The 19,065-nt window shown below is 71.5% G+C and carries 17 protein-coding genes and 2 pseudogenes; 15 read left to right on the forward strand and 4 right to left on the reverse strand.

The genetic code is table 11. The features are described 5' to 3' along the window. The first annotated feature begins 6 nt into the window (after nt 1-6). The 3 genes from ACIQPT_RS05320 (at nt 7) to ACIQPT_RS05330 (ending at nt 2,932) form a co-directional block, all read left to right on the forward strand. Entirely contained in the window at nt 7-753 is a 747-nt protein-coding gene (locus ACIQPT_RS05320; protein ID WP_401152905.1) for a helix-turn-helix domain-containing protein, read from the forward strand. An 89-nt stretch (nt 754-842) separates the two neighbouring features. Next, nucleotides 843-1,901, forward strand: a complete 1,059-nt coding sequence (locus ACIQPT_RS05325) for an iron chelate uptake ABC transporter family permease subunit (protein ID WP_401152907.1) — start codon at nt 843-845, stop codon at nt 1,899-1,901. Further along, complete coding sequence (locus tag ACIQPT_RS05330) at nt 1,898-2,932, forward strand: FecCD family ABC transporter permease (RefSeq protein WP_401152909.1); 1,035 nt, start codon at nt 1,898-1,900, stop codon at nt 2,930-2,932. Before ACIQPT_RS05325 ends, ACIQPT_RS05330 begins: the two co-directional genes overlap by 4 nt. Before the next feature lie 33 nt (nt 2,933-2,965). Here the strand turns inward: ACIQPT_RS05330 and ACIQPT_RS05335 are convergent, their stop codons facing one another. Genes ACIQPT_RS05335 through ACIQPT_RS05345 form a run of 3 tightly spaced genes read right to left on the reverse strand, consistent with a single transcriptional unit; the run spans nt 2,966 to nt 5,942 of the window. Beyond that, complete coding sequence (locus tag ACIQPT_RS05335) at nt 2,966-3,496, reverse strand: GNAT family N-acetyltransferase (RefSeq protein ID WP_401152910.1); 531 nt, start codon at nt 3,494-3,496, stop codon at nt 2,966-2,968. Nucleotides 3,497-3,551: 55 nt separating this feature from the next. Then, nucleotides 3,552-5,069 carry a glycerol kinase GlpK gene (gene glpK / locus ACIQPT_RS05340; RefSeq protein WP_401152912.1) on the reverse strand — a complete coding sequence of 506 codons (1,518 nt, stop codon included), beginning with the start codon at nt 5,067-5,069 and terminating at the stop codon, nt 3,552-3,554. A 27-nt stretch (nt 5,070-5,096) separates the two neighbouring features. Beyond that, nucleotides 5,097-5,942: an MIP/aquaporin family protein gene (locus ACIQPT_RS05345; protein WP_401152914.1), complete on the reverse strand. Its 846-nt coding sequence runs from the start codon at nt 5,940-5,942 to the stop codon at nt 5,097-5,099. Between the two features lie 300 nt (nt 5,943-6,242). Here ACIQPT_RS05345 and ACIQPT_RS05350 point away from each other — a divergent pair, with 300 nt between their 5' ends. From ACIQPT_RS05350 to ACIQPT_RS05385, 8 genes are all read left to right on the forward strand, one after another. After that, nucleotides 6,243-7,058, forward strand: coding sequence for a heparin lyase I family protein (locus tag ACIQPT_RS05350; RefSeq protein ID WP_401152915.1), 816 nt, complete (start codon nt 6,243-6,245; stop codon nt 7,056-7,058). A gap of 61 nt (nt 7,059-7,119) precedes the next feature. Then, the gene (locus tag ACIQPT_RS05355; RefSeq protein ID WP_401152916.1) at nt 7,120-9,156 is read left to right on the forward strand and encodes a PQQ-binding-like beta-propeller repeat protein; all 2,037 of its coding nucleotides are present in this window, start codon (nt 7,120-7,122) and stop codon (nt 9,154-9,156) included. 113 nt (nt 9,157-9,269) lie between these two features. Continuing rightward, nucleotides 9,270-10,358, forward strand: a complete 1,089-nt coding sequence (locus ACIQPT_RS05360; RefSeq protein ID WP_401152918.1) for a substrate-binding domain-containing protein — start codon at nt 9,270-9,272, stop codon at nt 10,356-10,358. Between the two features lie 113 nt (nt 10,359-10,471). Next, nucleotides 10,472-11,776, forward strand: coding sequence for an ABC transporter substrate-binding protein (locus tag ACIQPT_RS05365; protein WP_401152919.1), 1,305 nt, complete (start codon nt 10,472-10,474; stop codon nt 11,774-11,776). Nucleotides 11,777-11,933: 157 nt separating this feature from the next. Further along, on the forward strand, nt 11,934-12,830 hold the full coding sequence (locus tag ACIQPT_RS05370; protein ID WP_401152921.1) for a carbohydrate ABC transporter permease: 897 nt from the start codon (nt 11,934-11,936) through the stop codon (nt 12,828-12,830). Beyond that, nucleotides 12,827-13,792: a carbohydrate ABC transporter permease gene (locus ACIQPT_RS05375; RefSeq protein ID WP_401152923.1), complete on the forward strand. Its 966-nt coding sequence runs from the start codon at nt 12,827-12,829 to the stop codon at nt 13,790-13,792. Before ACIQPT_RS05370 ends, ACIQPT_RS05375 begins: the two co-directional genes overlap by 4 nt. A gap of 60 nt (nt 13,793-13,852) precedes the next feature. Next, the gene (locus ACIQPT_RS05380) at nt 13,853-14,824 is read left to right on the forward strand and encodes a hydroxyacid dehydrogenase (protein WP_401153062.1); all 972 of its coding nucleotides are present in this window, start codon (nt 13,853-13,855) and stop codon (nt 14,822-14,824) included. A 25-nt stretch (nt 14,825-14,849) separates the two neighbouring features. Further along, nucleotides 14,850-15,530 carry a ThuA domain-containing protein gene (locus ACIQPT_RS05385; RefSeq protein WP_401152925.1) on the forward strand — a complete coding sequence of 227 codons (681 nt, stop codon included), beginning with the start codon at nt 14,850-14,852 and terminating at the stop codon, nt 15,528-15,530. A gap of 28 nt (nt 15,531-15,558) precedes the next feature. On the opposite strand, the pseudogene ACIQPT_RS05390 reads toward ACIQPT_RS05385, so the two are convergent. Beyond that, a pseudogene (locus tag ACIQPT_RS05390) lies at nt 15,559-15,846 on the reverse strand (dihydrodipicolinate synthase family protein); the annotation flags it as partial. Nucleotides 15,847-15,896: 50 nt separating this feature from the next. Here ACIQPT_RS05390 and ACIQPT_RS05395 point away from each other — a divergent pair. The 4 genes and pseudogenes from ACIQPT_RS05395 to ACIQPT_RS05410 all read left to right on the forward strand — a co-directional run bounded on the left by ACIQPT_RS05395 (nt 15,897) and on the right by ACIQPT_RS05410 (nt 19,012). Then, nucleotides 15,897-16,501: pseudogene (locus ACIQPT_RS05395) on the forward strand (N-acetylmannosamine-6-phosphate 2-epimerase). A 142-nt stretch (nt 16,502-16,643) separates the two neighbouring features. Continuing rightward, nucleotides 16,644-17,570, forward strand: coding sequence for an AEC family transporter (locus ACIQPT_RS05400; RefSeq protein WP_401152927.1), 927 nt, complete (start codon nt 16,644-16,646; stop codon nt 17,568-17,570). Nucleotides 17,571-17,654: 84 nt separating this feature from the next. After that, a complete protein-coding gene (locus ACIQPT_RS05405) occupies nt 17,655-18,215 on the forward strand; it encodes an RNA polymerase sigma factor (RefSeq protein ID WP_401152928.1) in 561 nt (186 codons plus the stop codon). Continuing rightward, nucleotides 18,212-19,012 carry a zf-HC2 domain-containing protein gene (locus ACIQPT_RS05410; RefSeq protein WP_401152929.1) on the forward strand — a complete coding sequence of 267 codons (801 nt, stop codon included), beginning with the start codon at nt 18,212-18,214 and terminating at the stop codon, nt 19,010-19,012. The genes ACIQPT_RS05405 and ACIQPT_RS05410 overlap by 4 nt, the downstream gene beginning before the upstream one ends. Nucleotides 19,013-19,065 lie beyond the last annotated feature (53 nt).

Genomic DNA, 19,065 nt, shown 5'->3' on the forward strand with positions numbered 1-19,065 from the left:
GCACGCTTGCCGGTGACATCCCTCGGCACCGTGGTCGCCGAGAACGCCATCCGCTTTCTGGGACACGACACACATCGGCACGACGAGCCGCACCTCGTCTACGTGGTGACCGGTCAGGCCCGGCTGTCGGCCGACGGCGAGGAGTGGCGGCTCGGCCGCCACGAGGCGCTCTGGCTCGCTCCCCGCGTGCCGCACGCACTGCGGATCGAGCCGGGCGGCATGGCACTCGGCCCCTTCCTCGACCCCGCTGACCAGCCACGATGCCGGGTACAACCGCTCGGGGCGGTACCCGCGATCGTCGAGGTCATGACCACCACGCTCGGCGCGGCGCCGACCACACCGGAGCAGGTCGAGCCGTTCCGGCAGGCCCTGGGGCGGGTGCTGAGGGGCATCTCCCGGCAGTACTTCCCGGTCGTGCTGCCCGTCCATCCGGCGGTGCGCGCCCTCGCCCGCGAGGCCCTGCGCACCCCCGCCGTGACCCTGGAACGGCTCGCCGAACAGCACCGGATGAGCCCCCGCCAGGTGCAGCGCGTCTTCCTCGACGAGACCGGACTGCCCTTCACACGGTGGCGCAACCGGGCCAGGATGAACGCCGCCGTCGAACACCTCCGGGGCGGGGGTGAGGTGACGGCGGCGGCCAGGGCGGCCGGTTACGCCACCCGGGCCGGGCTGCTGCGCGCGCTGAGCCGCGAGTCCGGGGTGCCGGTGAGCGCGCTCACCACGGACGCGGTGGGAGCGCTCGGCGGCCGCTGACCCGGCAGCACACACGGCAGCAGTTCACGTACGTCGATGACGCACGGCACCAAGGCCCGTCCGGGTGACGGGTTGTTCAGGGAGATCAGATGGCACAGGCGACCGCGACGACGATCGCGCCCCCACCGACCGCACCGTCGCGGTCCTCGCGTCGCAGGGCACGCCGGCTCGTCGGCCTGGGCGTCGCCGTCGGCATGCTCTGCGTGGCGGTGCTGCTCAGTGTCGCGATCGGCTCGGCGCTGCTCCCGCCGGACGTGGTGTGGCAGGCGCTGACCGCTCCCGACGGCTCCGCCTCGCACGCCACGGTCAGCGGCGCCCGCGTGGACCGCACGCTGCTCGGCATCGTCGTCGGTATGTCCCTGGGCGTGGCGGGTGCGCTCATGCAGGCGCTCACCCGTAATCCGCTCGCCGACCCCGGCGTCCTCGGCGTCAACGCCGGTGCGGGCTTCGCCGTCACCCTGGGCGTCGCCGTCTTCGGCGTCACCCGCATCGAGCAGTATCTGCCCTTCGCCCTCGTCGGCGCCGTCGTCGGATCGGCGGTGGTCTACATCGCCGCGAGCGGCGGACGGGGCGGGCCCACACCGGTGCGCCTCACCCTCGTCGGGGTCGCCTTCACAGCGGTCCTGGTCGGCATCTCCCAGACCCTCGCCCTGATCGACACGGAGACCTTCGACCGTATGAGGTTCTGGGGAGCGGGCACCATCACCGACCGCCCGACGGGCACCGCCGGTGACATCCTGCCCTTCGTCCTGGCCGGCCTGCTGGCCGCGGCCCTCTGCGCCCGCCCGCTCAACGCGATGGCCCTCGGCGACGACGCGGGCCGGGCCGTCGGGCTGCGGGTCGGCGCGGTGCGGTGCGGGGTGGTGATCGCGGTGGCCCTGTTGTGCGGTGCGGCGACGGCCGCGGCGGGCCCGCTGATGTTCGTCGGTCTCATGGTGCCGCACGCCGTGCGCTGGATCACCGGGCCCGACTGGCGCTGGATCCTCGTCTACTCCGCCGTCCTCGCCCCGGTGATCGTGCTGATCGCCGATGTCCTCGGCCGGCTGATCGTGATCCCCTCCGAGCTGCAGGTCGGCGTCATGATGCCGCTCATCGGCGCGCCCGTCCTGATCCTGCTGGTCCGCGGAAGCCGGGTGAGGGAGCTGTGAGCGGGGCATTCGTCCTCAGGGCAGGGCCGCTGAGCCTGAAGGCGACGCGCCGCACGGTCCTGGTGTGCGGGCTGCTGGCGGTCGCGCTGGTCGCCCTGGCCCTGTGGGCCTTCACGCTCGGCAGCTATCCGCTGAGCCTCGGCGACCTGGGCGCGGTCATGTCCGGCACCGCCGGGAACCGTGTCCGCACCGTCGTCCTGGAGTGGCGGGCACCGCGCATCGTCGCCGCCGTACTGTTCGGGGCCGCCCTCGCCGTGGGAGGCGCGGTCTTCCAGTCCCTGACCCGCAACCCGCTCGGCAGCCCCGACGTCATCGGCTTCACCACCGGCTCCTACACCGGTGTCGTCCTCACCCTGCTCGCGGGCGCGAGCAGCTACTCGGCGCTCGCGGCGGGCGCGCTCGCCGGCGGGCTCGTCACCGCTCTCGCCGTGTATCTGCTGGCGTTCCGGCGGGGGGTGCGGGGCTTCCGGCTCATCATCGTGGGCATCGCGGTCGGTGCGCTGCTGTCCTCGGTCAACACCTGGTTCTCGGTGAAGGCCGATGTGGACACCGCGCTGAGGGCCGCGGTCTGGGGCGCCGGCTCACTGAGCGCCATCGGCTGGCCCGCCGTGACGATGGCCGCCGTCCTGATCGCCGGGGTCGCCCTGGTGGCCCCGATGGCACAACGCCGGATGCGCTGGCTCGAACTCGGCGACGACACGGCGGCGATGCTGGGCGTACGCGTCGAGCGCACGAAGCTGCTGCTGGTCGTTCTCGGTGTGGCCGCGACCGCCGCGGTGACCGCCGCGGCGGGCCCCATCGTCTTCGTCGCCCTGGCGGCGCCGCAGATCGCCCGCCGTCTCACCGGGCGCGGAACCTCCGTCGACCTCGCCGGTTCGGCGCTCGTCGGCGCGCTCCTGCTGCTCGCCGCCGACATCGCGGCGCAGCACGCGATTCCGGGCGTGGTACTGCCGACCGGCGCGGTCACCGTGTGCGTGGGCGGGGCGTATCTGCTGGTGCTGCTGGTGCGGGAGTCCCGCCGGGGGTTCTAGAGCCCTCGTCGAAGGCGGGCCCCCGGGACCGGCTCAGTCACCGAGGATCCGCTCCCACAGCAGCCCGTCCCGCCAGCCGCCGTCGAGGAAAATGGCGGAGTGCGCGACGCCGTACGGGGTGAACCCGTTGCGGCGCAGCACCCGTTGGGAGGGCAGGTTCTCCAGGTTGGTGGAGGCCTCGGCGCGGTGCAGGCCGAGTTCGTCCGTCATCACCCGGAGCGCGAGCCCGACCGCGTTCCCGGCGTGCCCTCGATTCTGGGCGACGGAGGCGATCCAGTAGCCGACGGAGCCGCGGCGCAGGTGCGGCTGCGGCAGGATCCCGCCGATGGTGACCTGCCCGATCACCCGGCCGTCGGCGAGCACCACACCCGGCCAGACCGTGCCGGCCCGGTGGCCGGCCAGCAGGCCCTCGATGCGCTCCGCCTGGCCCTCCGGGGTGAAGTAGTCGGCCGGCTGGGCCGGTTCCCACGGCCGGAAGGCCTCGGCGTCCTGCACCCGGTGCGCGGCGATCGGGGCGGCGTCGGCGGGCTCGATCAGGCGGATCGTGGTGGTGGTGCTGGGCATGGGCCGGTCCTCGTCGGGGATGTCGGATGGGACCGGCCCAACCTATGCGAGGGCGTCAGGGGACCTTCACCCAGTCGAGGGTGCGCTCCACCGCCCGCTTCCAGCCCGCGTAGCCGTCCGCGCGCTGCTTCTCGGACCACTGGGGCGACCAGCGCTTCGACTCGTGCCACTGGGTGCGCAGTTCGTCGGTGTTCTGCCAGAAGCCGGTGGCGAGCCCCGCCGCGTAGGCGGCGCCGAGCGCGGTCGTCTCGGCGACCACGGGACGGCTGACCTCGACGCCGAGGATGTCGGACTGGATCTGCATGCAGAGGTCGTTGGCGGTGACACCGCCGTCGACCTTGAGCACGTCGAGATGGACTCCGGAGTCCTGCTCCATGGCCTCGACCACATCGCGGCTCTGGTAGCAGATGGCTTCCAGCGTGGCCCGCGCCAGATGGGCGTTGTCGTTGTACCGGGCCAGGCCGACGATCGCGCCGCGGGCGTCGGAACGCCAGTACGGCGCGAACAGGCCGGAGAACGCGGGCACGAAGTACATGCCGCCGTTGTCCTCGACGCTCCGGGCCAGCTCCTCGCTCTCCGGCGCCGACTTGATGATCTTCATCTGGTCGCGCAGCCACTGCACTGCGGACCCGGTGACGGCGATGGACCCCTCCAGCGCGTAGACCACCGGGCTGTCGCCGAACTGGTAGGCCACCGTGGTGAGGAGGCCGTTCTGCGAGCGGACCAGTTCGGTGCCGGTGTTGAGCACCAGGAAGTTGCCGGTCCCGTAGGTGTTCTTGGCCTCCCCGGGCTCGAAGCAGACCTGGCCGACGGTGGCCGCCTGCTGGTCGCCGAGGACGCCTCCGATGGGAATGGCGGCGCTCAGCGGCCGGGAGGTACGGGTGGACCCGTAGGCCTCCGCGTCCGACGAGGGGTTGATCTTCGGCAGCATCGCCCGGGGGATGCCGAAGAAGCCCAGGAGTTCCTCGTCCCAGTCGAGGGTCTCCAGGTTCATCAGCATGGTGCGGCTCGCGTTGGTGACATCGGTGGCGTGGATACCGCCGTTCGGGCCGCCGGTCAGGTTCCACAGGACCCAGGCGTCCGTGTTGCCGAAGATCGCGTGACCGGCCTCCGCCGCCTTCCGTACGCCGTCGACGTTCTCCAGGATCCACTGGATCTTGCCGCCGGAGAAGTACGTCGCCGGCGGCAGCCCGGCCTTGCGGCGGATCACCTCGCCCTGCCCCGAGCGTTCGAGGTTCGCCGCGATGGAGTCGGTACGGGTGTCCTGCCACACGATGGCGTTGTAGTAGGGCCGCCCGTTGCGCGGGTCCCAGACCACCGTGGTCTCGCGCTGGTTGGTGATCCCGATGGCCACCAGGTCGGTCGGCGAGAGACCGCCGTGCCGCAGGGCGTTCTGCATGACCGAGTTGGTGCGTTCCCAGATCTCCACGGGATCGTGCTCCACCCAGCCGGAGCGGGGCAGGATCTGCTCGTGCTCCAGCTGGTGCTTGGCGACCTCGTTGCCGCCGTGATCGAAGATCATGAATCGGGTGCTGGTGGTCCCCTGGTCCACCGCGCCGATGAAGTCCGCCATGATGTGTCGCCTCTCCGGCCGGTGGGATCAGTCCTTGGACGCCGGGACGCGTCCCGGCGGTTCGGGTACGGCCGACGGCAGGAAGCGCCCGACGAAGGCCTTGTAGAAGCCCGCGCCCAGCAGGCCGCCGATCAGGGGGCCGAGGATGGGCACCCAGAAGTAGAGATTCCCGTACTGGTCCCGCCACGCCCCGCCGTAACCGGTGAGGAAGCTCGCCAGCCGGGGGCCGAAGTCACGGGCCGGGTTGATCGCGTACCCCGCGTTGGTGCCCCAGGCCATGCCGATCCCGACCACGACGAGGCCGATGACGAACGGGCCCAGGTTCGAGCCGGGCGGGGTGTTCAGCATGTCCGTGATGGCCATGATCAGCAGCAGCAGGATGGCGGTGCCGATGATCTGGTCGCGGAACGCGCCCCACTCGTGGACCGGCAGGGCCGGGTTGCCGTTGGCCGGCAGGGTGGAGAACACGCCCTGCGTCTTGATGGTGTGCCCGGGGTCGGCCTTCGCCAGCGCCTCGCTGTAGTTCCAGCGGACGAGGAGTGCGGCCACGAACGCACCGGCCGTCTGCGCCAGCGCGTAGGGAGCCACCTTGCGCCACGGGAATCCCTTGAACGCGGCCAGTGCGACGGTCACCGCGGGGTTGAGATGCGCCCCGCTCAGCCGCGCCGCCACATAGACGCCCATCGTGACGCCCAGTCCCCATGCCCAGGCGATGCTGTCGTGGTCCCCGAGTCCGCCGGGTGGATCCGTCAGGGCTCCGCCTGCCGCCACCTGGGCCACGACACCGCATCCGAAGAGGATGAGGATCATCGTGCCCGCGAACTCGGCGGACAACTCGCCGACCAGTCCGGACTTCTTACGTAGTTCAGCCATGGAAGCTCGCCCTCCGCCGACGGCGCCGGCTGTCGACTATCCGAGCAGTGTCAGCAGGCTAAGACGTTTCACGGGATCGGGCATATCGGGATGATCTGCGCGCAGGGGCGCAAGCCCCCCGCCATTCGAATGCATCACTTGCCGTCACCTCTCATCGAATGGTGAACCTTGAAGAGAACTAAGCGGTGTCTTTGGTCTTCCAGTTTCGTTCGTAGGCGTGCCAGCATGCAAGTGATGTCATATGACCGACCCGGTGTGACTTCCTTGCGGGTCGGTGTCCCGCAGATGTCGAGGAGTTCAATGATCAAGCTGTGCAAGATGTCGGTCTCCCTCTGTGCGGGGGTGCTGCTCGTCCCCGTCCTGTTGTCCGATCCCACGGCGGCGGCGGTGGGCGCCGCCGCCGCCGAGGACCGCCTTCAGGTGGACTACGAAAGCGGAACGCTCGACTCCGGAGTGGCGGGTCTGACCACCACGAAGGCGACGGCGCGGGATGCCTCCGGTGTCGTACGGCCGGCCCACCAGGGGACGTACGCGGTCCAGCACAAGGTGACGCTCGACGATCCGGGCTACGAGTCCAACGACGCGCCGCGCAGCGAGAGCGCGACGGATCTGCTCCCCGCCGGGCGCTTCGCCGTGGGCGACGAGCAGCGTTACGAGTTCAGCGTGCTGCTCAAGGACTGGGAACCGTACGGCCCGGGAGACAGTACGTCCGGTGACATCGTCTTCCAGGGCAAGTACGCGGGAGGCAACGTCCCGGCGTTCTACCTCATGGCGAAGCGCAACGAGATCGCGTTCCGGTCGCCGCACCTGAACCGCCAGACGACGGTCGTGGAAGACCTCCGCCCGCAGGTGAACCGGTGGATGCGCTTCCGAGTGGACGCGCGCTGGACCACCGACGGGACGGGCTACCTCCGGGTCGCCGTACGGCTTCCCGGCCAGGACGACTACCGACAGGTCGTCGCGTACGAGAACGTGCGCACCTACCAGCCGGAGAATCCGGCCGATCACGGCTACCTCAAGTGGGGGCTCTACCGCCCCTCGCAATCGACCGGGAACGGTGACGTGCCCACCCGGATCGTCCAGCACGACGACATCCGCGTCCTCGACCTGCCCTGAGCCGAGTCGAGCCGAGCCGGGCCCGCGTACCCGACACACTCAATCCCCCCATGGAGTTCAGATGACCCACTTCTCTTCCCCGGACTTCTCTTCCCCGAGCAGGCGCCGACTGCTCCAGGCCGGTGGCGCGCTCGGGCTGGCGACGGCCGCCGGATCCCTCCTCGCCCCCCGGGCCGGGGCGGCGCCGGCCGCGCCGGCCACGACGGCGGTGACCGACCTGGGGCCGGGTCTGGTCCAGTTCTCGCTGATGAGCGGGCTGCTGGTCGGCGACACCGTGTACATCGGGTCGCGCAACATGCGGCCCTCCAGCGTGATCGGGTTCCATCTGCCGAGCCGCACGGTGGTGTCCGCGACCACCCTCGACGCGGGGCCCGAGCCCTCCGTCCAGGCGCTCGCGGCGGACCCCACCGGCCGCTACCTCTACATCGGCGTCCTGGTCAAGGCCGACCAGGGCGGCCCGAACCTCTACCGGTGGGACCTGAAGACGCCCGAAACGCCCGCCGTGGCCATCGGCAGGACCGAGGACCGCGACATCCGTGATCTGGCGGTGGCCCCCGACGGCACGGTCTACGCCGTGGGCGGCGTCCCGGGGAAGGCGCCGTGCCTGTGGGAGTACGACCCGGCCACCGGCGCGGTCACCGACCGGGGTGTACCCGACCCCAAGGCGACCCTGGCCAGGGCGGTCGCCGCCTCGGACACCACCGTCTTCTTCGGCGCGGGCAGCGTCCTCGCCGGCGGCGGCGGCGCGAGCAAGGCGTCGCTGTACGCCTTCGACCGGGGCACCCGTACCTTCACCTCGATCGTGCCCAAGGAGATGGAGAAGGACCCCAGCCTGCGGGAACTCGCCGTCGTGGACGACCACTTGGTCATCGGCACCTCGGCCGGCGTCGACCCCGCGAAGCTCGCCGTGATGGACCTGGGCGACTTCTCCTCGTACACCGTGGCGCCCACGCGCGGCACGGTCGTCAAGACGCTCACCGCCGACGCGGACCATATCTACTTCGCCTCCGAGACGGGTCTCCACGCCTACGCGAAGGCGGACCGGACGATCTCCCCCGTGCAGTTCGACGGGCCGGACCTGGGCGAGATATGGGGTGTGGACCACGCCGACGGGAAGCTGGTGGTCGTCTCGGCGTACGGATTCGTCGCCGAGATCGACGTGCGGGCCCGTACGTCGGTCGTCACCGATCTGCACGAAGCGGGCGCGAAGGCCGGCCCGCAGGCGGGCATGGGGATCGCCGCAGGCCGCGGATACGTCTATCTCGGCGGCAACGGAGCCATCTCCCGGCGCGATCTGAGGACCGGCGAGGTCGTCAACCTGCCGGCGCCCGGTGAGGCGAAGGACGCCGAGGTGATCGAGGGCGTCCTGTACACCGGCCAGTACAACGCGCAGGGCATCTGGCGCTACGACCCTTCCCGGCGGCGGAACCCGGAGCAGGCCGCGAGCTTCCCCAGCGAGCAGAACCGGCCGCTCGACACCTCGTGGGACCCGGAGAACGAGCTGCTTCTCGTCGGGGTCCAGTCCGACACCGAGGGCGGCGGCGCCCTGTGGACGTACTGCCCCAGGACGGGAAAGAAGGCCTCCTACGTCAATCCGATCGACGACGTCCAGCTCGTCCGGGCGGTCGCCAACCGGGACGGCATCGCCTACCTGGGCGGTGACAACACCTCGGCAGAGGGCCCCCGCGCCACCGTCGTCGCCGTCGATCCGGTCACGGGCGAGGAGCGGTGGCGCCTCGACACCCAGCAGACGGCGGGGGTTGCGGCGCTGGCGGTGCAGGGCCGCAACCTCTACGGGCTCACGACGAAGGGTGCCCTGTTCGTCGTCGACGTGCGGACCCGGAAGGTGGTGCACACCGCCGACGTCAGTGCGGTCAGCAAGGGGTTCGCCGCCATGGTCACCCATCGTGGCGCGGTCTACGGCGTCTCGGACACCACGCTCTTCCGCTTCCACCCGAAGACGTTCGCCGTCGGGACGGTCGTCGCCGGGATCGACGGCGTCTGGTACAGCGGCCCGCATCTCCACGTGTACGACGGTCTGCTCTACACGCTCCGCGGGCACAACCTCGTCGCGGTCGACGACAAGCCGTCGCACTGAACCGCAGGCGTCCAGGCGCTCCGCCGTTCCCGGCCGTTGTTGACCTTTGATTGATATCTTTCGGTTATCGAGTGAAGGTCTGTGACGCACTCGCTACCGAGAGGGGACTGAAGGTGTTGGCTGACGAGCGGCGGGAAGCGGTTCTGCGCGCTGTGGAGCGCCAGGGGTCGATCACCGTGAAGGTGCTGGCGGAGGAGATGGGCGTCTCCGCCGTCACCCTGCGCCAGGACGTACGGGAGCTGGCCGGCCGAGGGCTGCTGACCCGGGTGCACGGCGGTGCCAGGGCCCTGGCACCGGCGGACCCCGCCCCGGCCGAGGCGCCCGTCGCCGCCGCGCCGTCCGCGACGGAGCGGTACGCCGTCGGGTTGGTCGTCCCCCCAGGCGGCTACTACTACGCGGAGGTCATCCGCGGGGTGCAGGACGCGGCCCGCCCGCTCGGCGTCCGGGTCGTGCTGGCCGTCTCCGGGGAGTCGCTGGCGGAGAACCAGGAGCAGGTCCGCCAACTGATCGCCGGAGGCATCGACGGCCTGCTGTTGATGCTGCACCCGGGGCTGCGTCCGGTGGACGAGGCCGAACAGTGGCTGAGCGGCCTGGAGGTGCCGGCCGTCCTGGTGGAGCGCAGGGCGGGGATCAAGGCGGGCAGGCTGGAGCAGGTCGCCTCGGACCACGCCTACGGCGCGGCGCTGGCGGTCCGTCACCTCGCCGGGCTCGGCCACGACAGGGTCGCCCTGGTCGCCCGCGTCGAGAGCCCCAACACGGCTCATCTCAGCGCCGGTTACGCCGAGGCCGTGGCGTCCATGGGGCTGCGGCCGGGGCCGGAGTACCCCATCGTCACCACCGGCGACGCGACCGCGGCCGACGGGCGCTTCGACGAGGTGGTCCGGGCCGTGGAGGCCGGTGAGGTCCGGGCCGCGCTGGTGCACAACGACATCGATGCCATCGCGCTCGTCGGCATCCTGCGCGCGCGGGGGCTGCGGGTGCCGGAGGATCTGGCCCTGGTCACCTACGACGACGAGGTCGCCGAGCTGAGCGAGACGCCCCTCACCGCGGTGGCTCCCCCCAAGCAGGCCGTGGGGTCGTGGGCACTGGACCTGGCGGTACGCCGGCTGTCCGAACCCGCCACGCCCCAGGCGGAGATCCTGCTCCGCCCCGAACTGCGGGTGCGGGCTTCCTGTGGCGCCCAGCGGCGGGCGAGCGCCTGATCATATGATGCATTCGCTTTCGTTTCTCAAAAAACGAAAGCGAATGCATTGACTGGCTGTCGTACGTAACGAATGATTGAGGTGACACCCCAGCAAACGATCGGTGGCACATCATGTTTCGTAGACGGCTGACGGCGCTGGTCTGCTCCGTCGCAGCACTCGGCCTCCTCGCCACGGGATGCGGAGACGCGGACAGCGGGAAACCCGCGGCGGACAAGGCCACGGGAAAGGTCACCTTCTGGTCCTTCGTCAAGGGCTCCGACAAGGTGGCCGAGGCCTTCAACCGGTCCCACCCGGACATCGAGGTGACCTTCGAGGCGGTGCCCTCGGGCCAGGAGTACTACTCCAAGCTCACGAACGCCGTGAAGGCCGGGACCGTACCGGATGTCGCGGTGGCCGAGTTCGCCCAACTGCCCGAGTTCGCCACGCAGGGCAAACTGGAAGGCCTGGGGGAGAAGCTCGGACCGCTGGTCAAGGACCGGTTCCCGGAGCCGACACGGGAGTTGGTGGAGCTGGGCGGCGAGACCTGGGGCGTGCCCCGCGACGCCGCGCCGCTGATGATGTTCTACCGGAACGACTTCTTCACGTCCCACGGGATCGACGTCCCCACGACCTGGGCCGAGTACCGGACCATGGCCGGTCAGGTGAAGAAGGCCGATCCGAAGGCCCGCGGCGGAGTCCTCTACACGGACAACCCGGGACTGCTGACCGCCCTCGCCCAGCAGGCCGGATCGCAGTGGTTCGACACCGAGAAGGACGCCTGGAAGGTCTCGCTGACCGACGCCCCCTCCCGGAAGGTCGCCGACTACTGGGGCGACCTCGCCGCCCAGGACCTCGTCCACTCGCTCAGCTCGCTCGACCCGTTCTGGACGAGCGTCCAGCAGAACCGGACCGTCGCCTACATCTGCGCGAGCTGGTGTGCCGGAGCCCAGCAGGCCACCGTCGCCGACCAGAAGGGCAAGTGGTCCGTCGCCCCGGTCCCCAGCTGGGACGGCAAGCCGGCGTCCGCCATGTACGGCGGCTCCTCCTTCGTCATCCCCAAGGGCGCCAGGAACAGCGCGGCCGCCGCCGAGTTCATCAAGTGGATCACTACCGACCCCGCGGGCATGAAGGCGTGGGTCTCCACCGGCACCAGCAGCATGTTCCCCGCCGACCCCTCGCTCGTGCCGGTCACCAAGGCGGCCTTTCCCACCGACTACTTCGGCGGCCAGGACATCTACGCCGTGGGTGGCACGTCCTACGAGGCCATCGTGCCGGGCTGGACGTGGGGCCCCGTCATGGGAACCACCAACACCGCCGTCGTCGACCAGCTCCCCAAGGTCGCCGACGGCCGGACGAAGCTCATCGACGTCCTCACCGGCGCCCAGCGGGCCACCGTCAAGGACATGGAACGCCGCGGGATGAAGGTCGCGCCGTAAGGGCTGTCGTTCGGATCAGGGCCGGGTCCACGACGCCCGGCGCGTCATGGACGCGAACCGCAGGTGAGCCGATGCCCGCCCCACCCGACAGGGCCGGCGTCGGCTCCCTCCCCGCACCTTCCCGCTCCCATCGAGCTCTCATCGAGAAAGGCCCGGTATGACAAGCCCGTCAGCCCGCGCCCAGCGCCGTACCGCCGCGCTGCTTCTGGCACCGTTCTTCGCTCTCTTCGCCGCCGTCACCATCGCCCCGCTGGTCTACGCGGGCTGGATGAGCCTGTTCACCACCCGCACCTCCGGCCTCGGCTTCGGCGGCGCGGAAGAGGTCTTCGCCGGACTGGACAACTACGTACAGGCCTTGGGCGACCCCGCGTTCCGCAGCGGATTCGTCACCATCGCCGCGTACGTCGCGATCTACCTCCCGGTGATGATCGGCGGCGCCCTCGTGCTCGCCCTGCTGCTGGACACGGCCCTGGTCAAGGCACGGGCCTTCTTCCAGCTGGCCCTGTTCCTCCCGCACGCGGTACCCGGTCTCATCGCGGCGCTCATCTGGGTCTACCTGTACACGCCGGGCCTGAGCCCGGTGATCGACTTCCTCGCCGCCGGCGGCCTCGACATCGACTTCCTGTCGGCGGACAACGCGGTGTTCTCCGCGGCGAACATCGCCGTCTGGGAGTGGATCGGCTACAACATGGTCATCTTCTACGCCGCACTCCAGGCGGTGCCCGGCGAGACCCTCGATGCGGCGAGGATCGACGGCGCCGGCGGCATCCGCACCGCCCTGTCCATCAAGGTGCCGATGATCCGCCCGGCCATCGCCCTGGCCGTGCTGTTCACCGTGATCGGCTCGGTCCAGCTCTTCACGGAGCCGAAGGTCATCTACAGCGCCTCCAGCTCGATCGGCAGCAGCTGGACACCCAACATGTTCGTCCAGACCGCCGCCTTCACCCACAACAACTTCGGTCTGGCCGCGGCCGCCTCGCTGCTCATCGCGGTGTTCGCCGCGGTGCTGTCCTTCCTCGTCACCCGTTTTTCGCGCAGCAGGAGCAAGCCGTGACCCAGCCCACGACACGCATCGCCCCGGCGTCCGACCCCGCCCCGGCCCTTGCCCCGGGCTCCGCCCCGGAGCAGAAGAGCGGGCGCGGTCCGGCCCGGCGCGGCCCCGGGAAGCGCCCCTCGGTCCTGCTGTCCAAGGCCGGCGTGACCGCGATGCTGGGTCTCGCCGCCCTCTACACCCTCCTGCCGATGCTCTGGCTGGTCCTGTCCTCCACCAAGAGCCGTCAGGACCTCTTCGCCACGAACGGCTTCGCACCGGGCGACGACTTCGCGCTCCTCGACAACCTCCGGTACCTGTTCGAGGCCGACGACGGCATCTTCCTGCGCTGGCTGCTCAACACGATCCTGTACGCCGGGGTCGGCGCGCTGCTGGCCACCGTGTTCAGCGTGGCCGCCGGGTACGCGTTCGACAAGCTGAGCTTCCCCGGCAAGGAGCGGATCTTCTCCCTCGTCCTGCTCGGCGTGATGGTGCCCGGCACCGCGATGGCGATCCCGCTGTACCTGATCGCGGCCAAGGTCGGCCTGGTGAACAGCTTCTGGGGGGTGTTCATCCCCGGCCTGGTGTTCCCGTTCGGGGTCTATCTGGCCCGGGTCTTCAGCGCGTCCTACGTCCCCGGCGAGGTCCTCGAAGCGGCCCGGATGGACGGGGCCGGCGAGTTCAGGACCTTCTGCCGGATCGCCCTGCCCATGATCGCGCCCGGCTTCGTGACCATCTTCCTCTTCCAGTTCACCCAGATCTGGAACAGCTTCTTCCTGCCCCTGGTGATGCTGTCCGACGAGGACCTCTTCCCGGTCAACCTCGGTCTGTACGTGTGGTATTCCTCCGCCCTCTCCCAGGGGCACCCGCAGGACTACCTCCTGGCGATCGTCGGATCGCTGGTGTCCGTGGTCCCCCTGGTCGTGCTCTTCCTGATGCTTCAGCGGTTCTGGAAGTCCGGCATGACCGCCGGCGCCGTCAAGTAGGCCATCGTCATGAGGATTTCCATGCCATCCACTCCGCCCCGCCCGCGTGCCCTGTTCGCCATGGGCCGCCGCCACCGCGACGCCCTCTTCCCGCCGGCCGCCGTCGACCGGCTGACCCGCCACGTCGACATCGACCCGGAGTCCGTCGCCGAGACCTTCGACGGGGCTTTGGACCTGGCGGCCGTCGAGCTCCTGATCACGTCCTGGGGCTGCCCGCCGCTCGACGGCACCGTGCTCGCCCGGATGCCCGCCCTCAAGGCGGTCGTGCACGCGGCGGGCAGCGTCAAACACCATGTGACGGACGCCTGCTGGGACCGGGGCCTCCGTGTCTCCACCGCGGCCGCCGCCAACGCCGTACCCGTCGCCGAGTACACGCTCGCCGCCATCCTCTTCGCCAACAAGCGCGTACTGGAGATCGGCGGTCTCTACCGCGAACACCGGGACCACCTGGACTGGGCGGCGCTCCACCCCGGCTTCGGCAACTACCGCAGGACGATCGGCCTGGTGGGCGCGTCCCTGGTCGGCCGCAGGGTGCTGGAGCTACTCCGCCCCCACGACTTCGACGTCCTGCTGGCCGACCCCCACGTCGACCCCGCCGAGGCCCGGTCGATGGGCGCCCGGCTCGTCGAACTCGACGCGTTGCTCGCCGCCAGCGACGTCGTCTCGCTCCACGCCCCCGCCCTGCCCGAGACCCACCACCTGCTCGACGCCCGCAGGCTGGCGCTCCTGCCCGACGGCGCCACCCTCGTCAACACCGGCCGGGGCTCGCTCATCGACACCGCCGCCCTCACCGCCGAGGCGTCGTCGGGCCGTATCCACGCGGTCCTGGACGTCACCGAACCCGAGGTGCTGCCCGCCGCCTCGCCCCTGTACTCCCTGCCGAACGTCCTGCTGACCCCGCACATCGCCGGCTCGCTCGGCGGCGAGCTCCAGCGCATCACCCGCAGCGCCCTGGACGAGGTGGAACGCTACTGCGCCGGGGAAGAGTTCGCCCATGCCGTGAGCCGCGCGGCCCTGACCACCTCGGCCTGATCCCGCCGGAGAACGGAGTACCGCCATGTCCCCGACCGGCCACCTGTCGGACGTCCTCGTCCACACCCGTACGACGGCCTACCGCCACGACTCGATCCCCGCGGCGCGCACCGCTCTGCGCGAACTGGGCGAGGAGGAGGGCTTCACGGTGGAAACCTCCGAGGACCCCGGGGTCTTCACCGACGCCTCCCTGGCGGGGCGGAGCGCGGTGGTCTTCCTGTCCACGAGCGGTGAGGTGCTCACCCCGGACGGGCGGGCGGCGCTGCGGCGCTGGATCGCGGGCGGCGGCGGCTTCATGGGCGTCCACTCCGCCGCGTGCACCGAATACGACTGGCCGTACTACGGCGAACTGCTCGGCGCACGCTTCGCGGGCCACCCCGCGTTCCAGCCCGGCACCGTGCTGGTCGAGGACCGGAGCCATCCGGCGACGGCCCATCTGCCGGCGCGCTGGGAGTGGAACGACGAGTGGTACGACTTCCGGGACACCCCGCGCCGCCCGGGCGTCCAGGTCCTCGCCTCCATCGACGAGACGGGATACGAGGGAGGCGGCATGGGCCCGGACCACCCCCTGGTGTGGTGCAAGGAGTCCGGCGCGGGCCGCTCCTTCTATACGTCGCTGGGCCACGCGGAAGAGGCCTACAGCGCCCCGGCCTTCCGTCGCCACCTCCTGGGCGGTCTGCGTTGGACGGCGGGCGCGGCCGCCTGACGCACAGCACGGACCGTCGCCCCCATGGCTACCGGGCCGGGAGGAGCCCCGCCGACTCCAGGCAGGCCGCGACCGCCGCCGTCTGCATCGCGTCCAGGCGGCGCATCGGCGGGCTCATCACATGGGTGGCGATGATGCCGCGCAGCATCAGGGCCGTCTTGAACGCGCCCAGACCCGCGGCCGTCGCCGAGGCCGTGCCGGGGCGGGCCGCGCGGACGATGTCGAACAGGCCGACGAGCCGGTCCTGTTCGGCCCTGGCGGTGGCCCAGTCGCCCTTCACCGCCGCCTTGTGGAGCCGCACATAGCCGTGCTGGGCGCCGCGGCCCTGACCGCCACCCTTCCCCTCCACCGCCCGGGAGCTCACCGATGAACGCACAGGACCTGGCCGCCGCACTCCGGGGCCGGCTGATCGTCTCCTGCCAGGCGCCCCCGGCGACCCGATGCGGGACACGGCCACCCTCGTGCGCCTCGCGCGCTCGGGCGCCGCCGGTGGCGGGGCCGCGATCCGCGCCAACGAACCGGAGGTCGTCGCCGCGATCGTGGCCGCGGTGGACCTGCCGGTCGTCGGCCTGTGGAAGGACGGCGACACCGGGGTGTACATCACGCCCACCGTCCGGCATGCCCTGGCCGTCGCCGAGGCGGGTGCGGCCGTCATCGCCGCCGACGCCACCGACCGGCCCCGCCCGGACGGCTCGACCTTCGCCGGGCTCGTCACCGCCGTGCACGCGGCGGGCGCCCTCGTCATGGCCGACGTCGCCACCCTCGCCGAGGGGATCGCCGTCGCCGAAGGCCGTATCAACACCCCCGAGGAGGCCGCCGAGGCGCTCGCCCGTGGTGCGCACAGCGTCGTGGTCGGCACGGCCATCACCGCACCGACCGCCCTGACCTCACGCTTCGTCGGCGCGCTGGCGCGGGGAGCGGACAACGGCGTGGACGGACCGGCCGGACCGGACGGACCGGGCCGGGGCTGAACCGGCAGCGGGCGGTTCGCCGGGTGCGCTCCACCCCGCCTCGGGGGCGCGGCCACCGGTCTGAGACGCTGTGCCGGCGTCCGACCAGGCGTTCCGACCCGGCCGGACCGGCCATCGCACCTGATCCACCCGCAAGGAAGCCATGCAGGGAGTCCTCACCGGATTCACGGTGATCGCCACCGTGATCGCCGTCGGGTACGTCATAGGGCGCCGCGGCTACCTGGGCCAGGACGGTCGTGCCGTGCTCACCCGGCTGGCCTTCAACGTCGCGACCCCGGCCCTGCTGTTCACGATGCTCGCGGGCGCGGATCTGTCCGTCGTCCTGTCGACACGCCTGCTGGTCACCGCGATGGCCGTGGCCGCCACGGCCGGAGTCTTCGTCGTGGTGGCCGGGCTGTTCCTGCGCTGGGACGCCGGACGGGTCACGATCGGTGCCCTGTGCTCCAGTTACGTCAACGCCGGGAATCTGGGCATCCCCATCGCCGTGTACGTCCTGGGCGACGCCTCGCTCGTCGCCCCCGTCCTGCTGCTCCAGCAGATCCTGGTGACCCCGCTGGCCCTGACCGTCCTCGACCTCAGCCGCCCGGGGGAACCGGTGTCGGTCCTCCGGCGGCTGACCACCCCGCTGCGCAACCCCATGGCGATCGGATCGCTGGCCGGTGTCGCCGTGGCCGCGTCCGGCCTCCCCCTGCCCGGACCCCTGCTCGAACCACTCGTCCTCATCGGCAACATGTCGGTCCCCGCGGTCCTCCTCGCCTTCGGGATATCCCTGCACGGCGGCGAACGGCCGGGCCGCGGTGAGGACCGGGGCGCGCTGTACCTGTCCGCCGTGCTGAAGACGGTCGCCCAGCCCGTCGTCGCCTGGGCCGTCGGCGCGGGGCTGTTCGGACTGCGGGGCGAGGCGCTGCTGGACGTCGTCGTGATCGCGGCTCTCCCGGCCGCCCAGAACCTCTTCACGTACGCCTCGCACTACCGGGTCGCCGAGCGGTTCGCCAGGGAGTCCATCCTGCTGTCCACGCTGCTCTCGGTCCCGGTGCTGATCGCCGTCGCCGCGCTGCTCGGCCGGTAGCCACGGGCCGGACCGCCCGGCGGAGATGTGACGCAGACCACTCCCGGGTGAGAACCTGCGGGCCCGGTCCCGCGTCTGGCCGGTGTGAGACTACGTAAGAAGCGGCCCCCGGAGCCGGCCGAGGAACATCTCCTCCGCCTGATCGCCGAGGGAGACCGCACCGCGTTCGACGAGCTGTACCGACGGACCGCGCCCTGGCTGGCGGTACGGCTGCGCCGCCGGTGCGCCGACGAGCAGATCGTCGCCGAGGTCATGCAGGAGACCTATCTCGCCGTGTGGCGTGCCGCCGGTGCGTTCGCCGGCAGCGCCATCGGCGGGAGCGCCGCCGGGTGGCTCTGGACGATCGCGGCCCGCCGCCTGGTCGACGCCTTCCGCCGCCGCGCCCACCACGCCGAACCACCCGCTGCCGCCGCCGGACATGCCGTCGCCCCGGCCGCCGAGGACGAGGTGCTGGCCGCCGCCGTCGGCGGGGAGGTCGGGGACGCCCTGCGGACCCTCGCCCCGGAGCTGCGGCAGGTCCTTCAGGCCCTGGTGCTCGACGGACTCTCGGTCCGGGAGGCCTCCGTCCTGCTCGACCTCCCCGAAGGCACCGTCAAGACCCGGGCCCGCCGGGCCCGTATCGCCATGAGAAGGGCACTGGCATGAGCGTCGAGCATCCGTCCGGCCGACTGGTCAGCAGCTACGCGCGCGGCGACACCGACCTGCCCGCCGACGAACTGTGGGCCGTGGAGGCCCATATGGAACAGTGCGCCCACTGCCGTGACCGGCTGGCCGGGGCAGCGGCCGGCGTACCCGCCGTCACCGACCTGCTGACCGCCGTCCGCAGCGGCCTGGAACCGGCCCTGGACCGTGCGACGCCCGCCCCGCCCCGCCGTCGCCGCCCGATGTCCTGGGCCACCCCGGTGATGGGCCCCTGGCTGGCCATGGTCATCGGGGTGACCGTCGTCGCGGTGCTGCTGGACCGCGCCGCCGGCTGGACCCGAGGGGCGCCGCCCGTCCTGCTGCTGGCGCCGGTCCTTCCGCTCGCCGGAGTCGCCGCGGCCTGGTCGCGCGCCCTGGACCCGGCGTTCGAACTGACCGCCGTCACCCCGCGCGCCGGACTCTCCCTGCTCCTGCGGCGCACCCTGACCGTGCTCGCCGTGGTCCTTCCGGTGCACCTGGTCGCCGGGCTCCTGACGGGCGTCGCGCTCGCACAGTGGCTGCTGCCCTCCCTCGCCCTCACCGCGACGGCGCTGGCGCTCGGCAGCGTCATCGGCGTCGGCCGTGCGACCGCCGCCCTGGGCGCGCTGTGGACCGTGGCGGTCCTCGTCCCGGCCGCGGCCCTGGGCCGCCTCTTCCTCCTGCGGCCCGAACACCTGCCGCTCTGGGCCCTGACGCTCGCCGCCGCCGTCGGCGTCGTCCTGGCCCGCCGCCGCGCCTACACCACCCCCGGAAGCCTGTGATGACACCCCTTGAGCCTGCGATGACACCCCTTTAGCCCGCGATGACCTCCCCG

This window comes from Streptomyces sp. NPDC091289 (assembly GCF_044757365.1).
In the GTDB taxonomy this organism is placed as follows: domain Bacteria; phylum Actinomycetota; class Actinomycetes; order Streptomycetales; family Streptomycetaceae; genus Streptomyces.

Bases quoted from the DNA above. Each gene is read 5' to 3' on its own strand.
- ACIQPT_RS05385 (WP_401152925.1), top strand. From the start codon at position 14,850: ATGTCCCCGACCGGCCACCTGTCGGACGTCCTCGTCCACACCCGTACG.
- ACIQPT_RS05355 (WP_401152916.1), top strand. From the start codon at position 7,120: ATGACCCACTTCTCTTCCCCGGACTTCTCTTCCCCGAGCAGGCGCCGA.
- ACIQPT_RS05370 (WP_401152921.1), top strand. From the start codon at position 11,934: ATGACAAGCCCGTCAGCCCGCGCCCAGCGCCGTACCGCCGCGCTGCTT.
- ACIQPT_RS05345 (WP_401152914.1), bottom strand. From the start codon at position 5,942: ATGGCTGAACTACGTAAGAAGTCCGGACTGGTCGGCGAGTTGTCCGCC.
- ACIQPT_RS05335 (WP_401152910.1), bottom strand. From the start codon at position 3,496: ATGCCCAGCACCACCACCACGATCCGCCTGATCGAGCCCGCCGACGCC.
- ACIQPT_RS05350 (WP_401152915.1), top strand. From the start codon at position 6,243: ATGATCAAGCTGTGCAAGATGTCGGTCTCCCTCTGTGCGGGGGTGCTG.
- ACIQPT_RS05410 (WP_401152929.1), top strand. From the start codon at position 18,212: ATGAGCGTCGAGCATCCGTCCGGCCGACTGGTCAGCAGCTACGCGCGC.
- ACIQPT_RS05325 (WP_401152907.1), top strand. From the start codon at position 843: ATGGCACAGGCGACCGCGACGACGATCGCGCCCCCACCGACCGCACCG.
- glpK (WP_401152912.1), bottom strand. From the start codon at position 5,069: ATGGCGGACTTCATCGGCGCGGTGGACCAGGGGACCACCAGCACCCGA.
- ACIQPT_RS05380 (WP_401153062.1), top strand. From the start codon at position 13,853: ATGGGCCGCCGCCACCGCGACGCCCTCTTCCCGCCGGCCGCCGTCGAC.
- ACIQPT_RS05365 (WP_401152919.1), top strand. From the start codon at position 10,472: ATGTTTCGTAGACGGCTGACGGCGCTGGTCTGCTCCGTCGCAGCACTC.
- ACIQPT_RS05400 (WP_401152927.1), top strand. From the start codon at position 16,644: ATGCAGGGAGTCCTCACCGGATTCACGGTGATCGCCACCGTGATCGCC.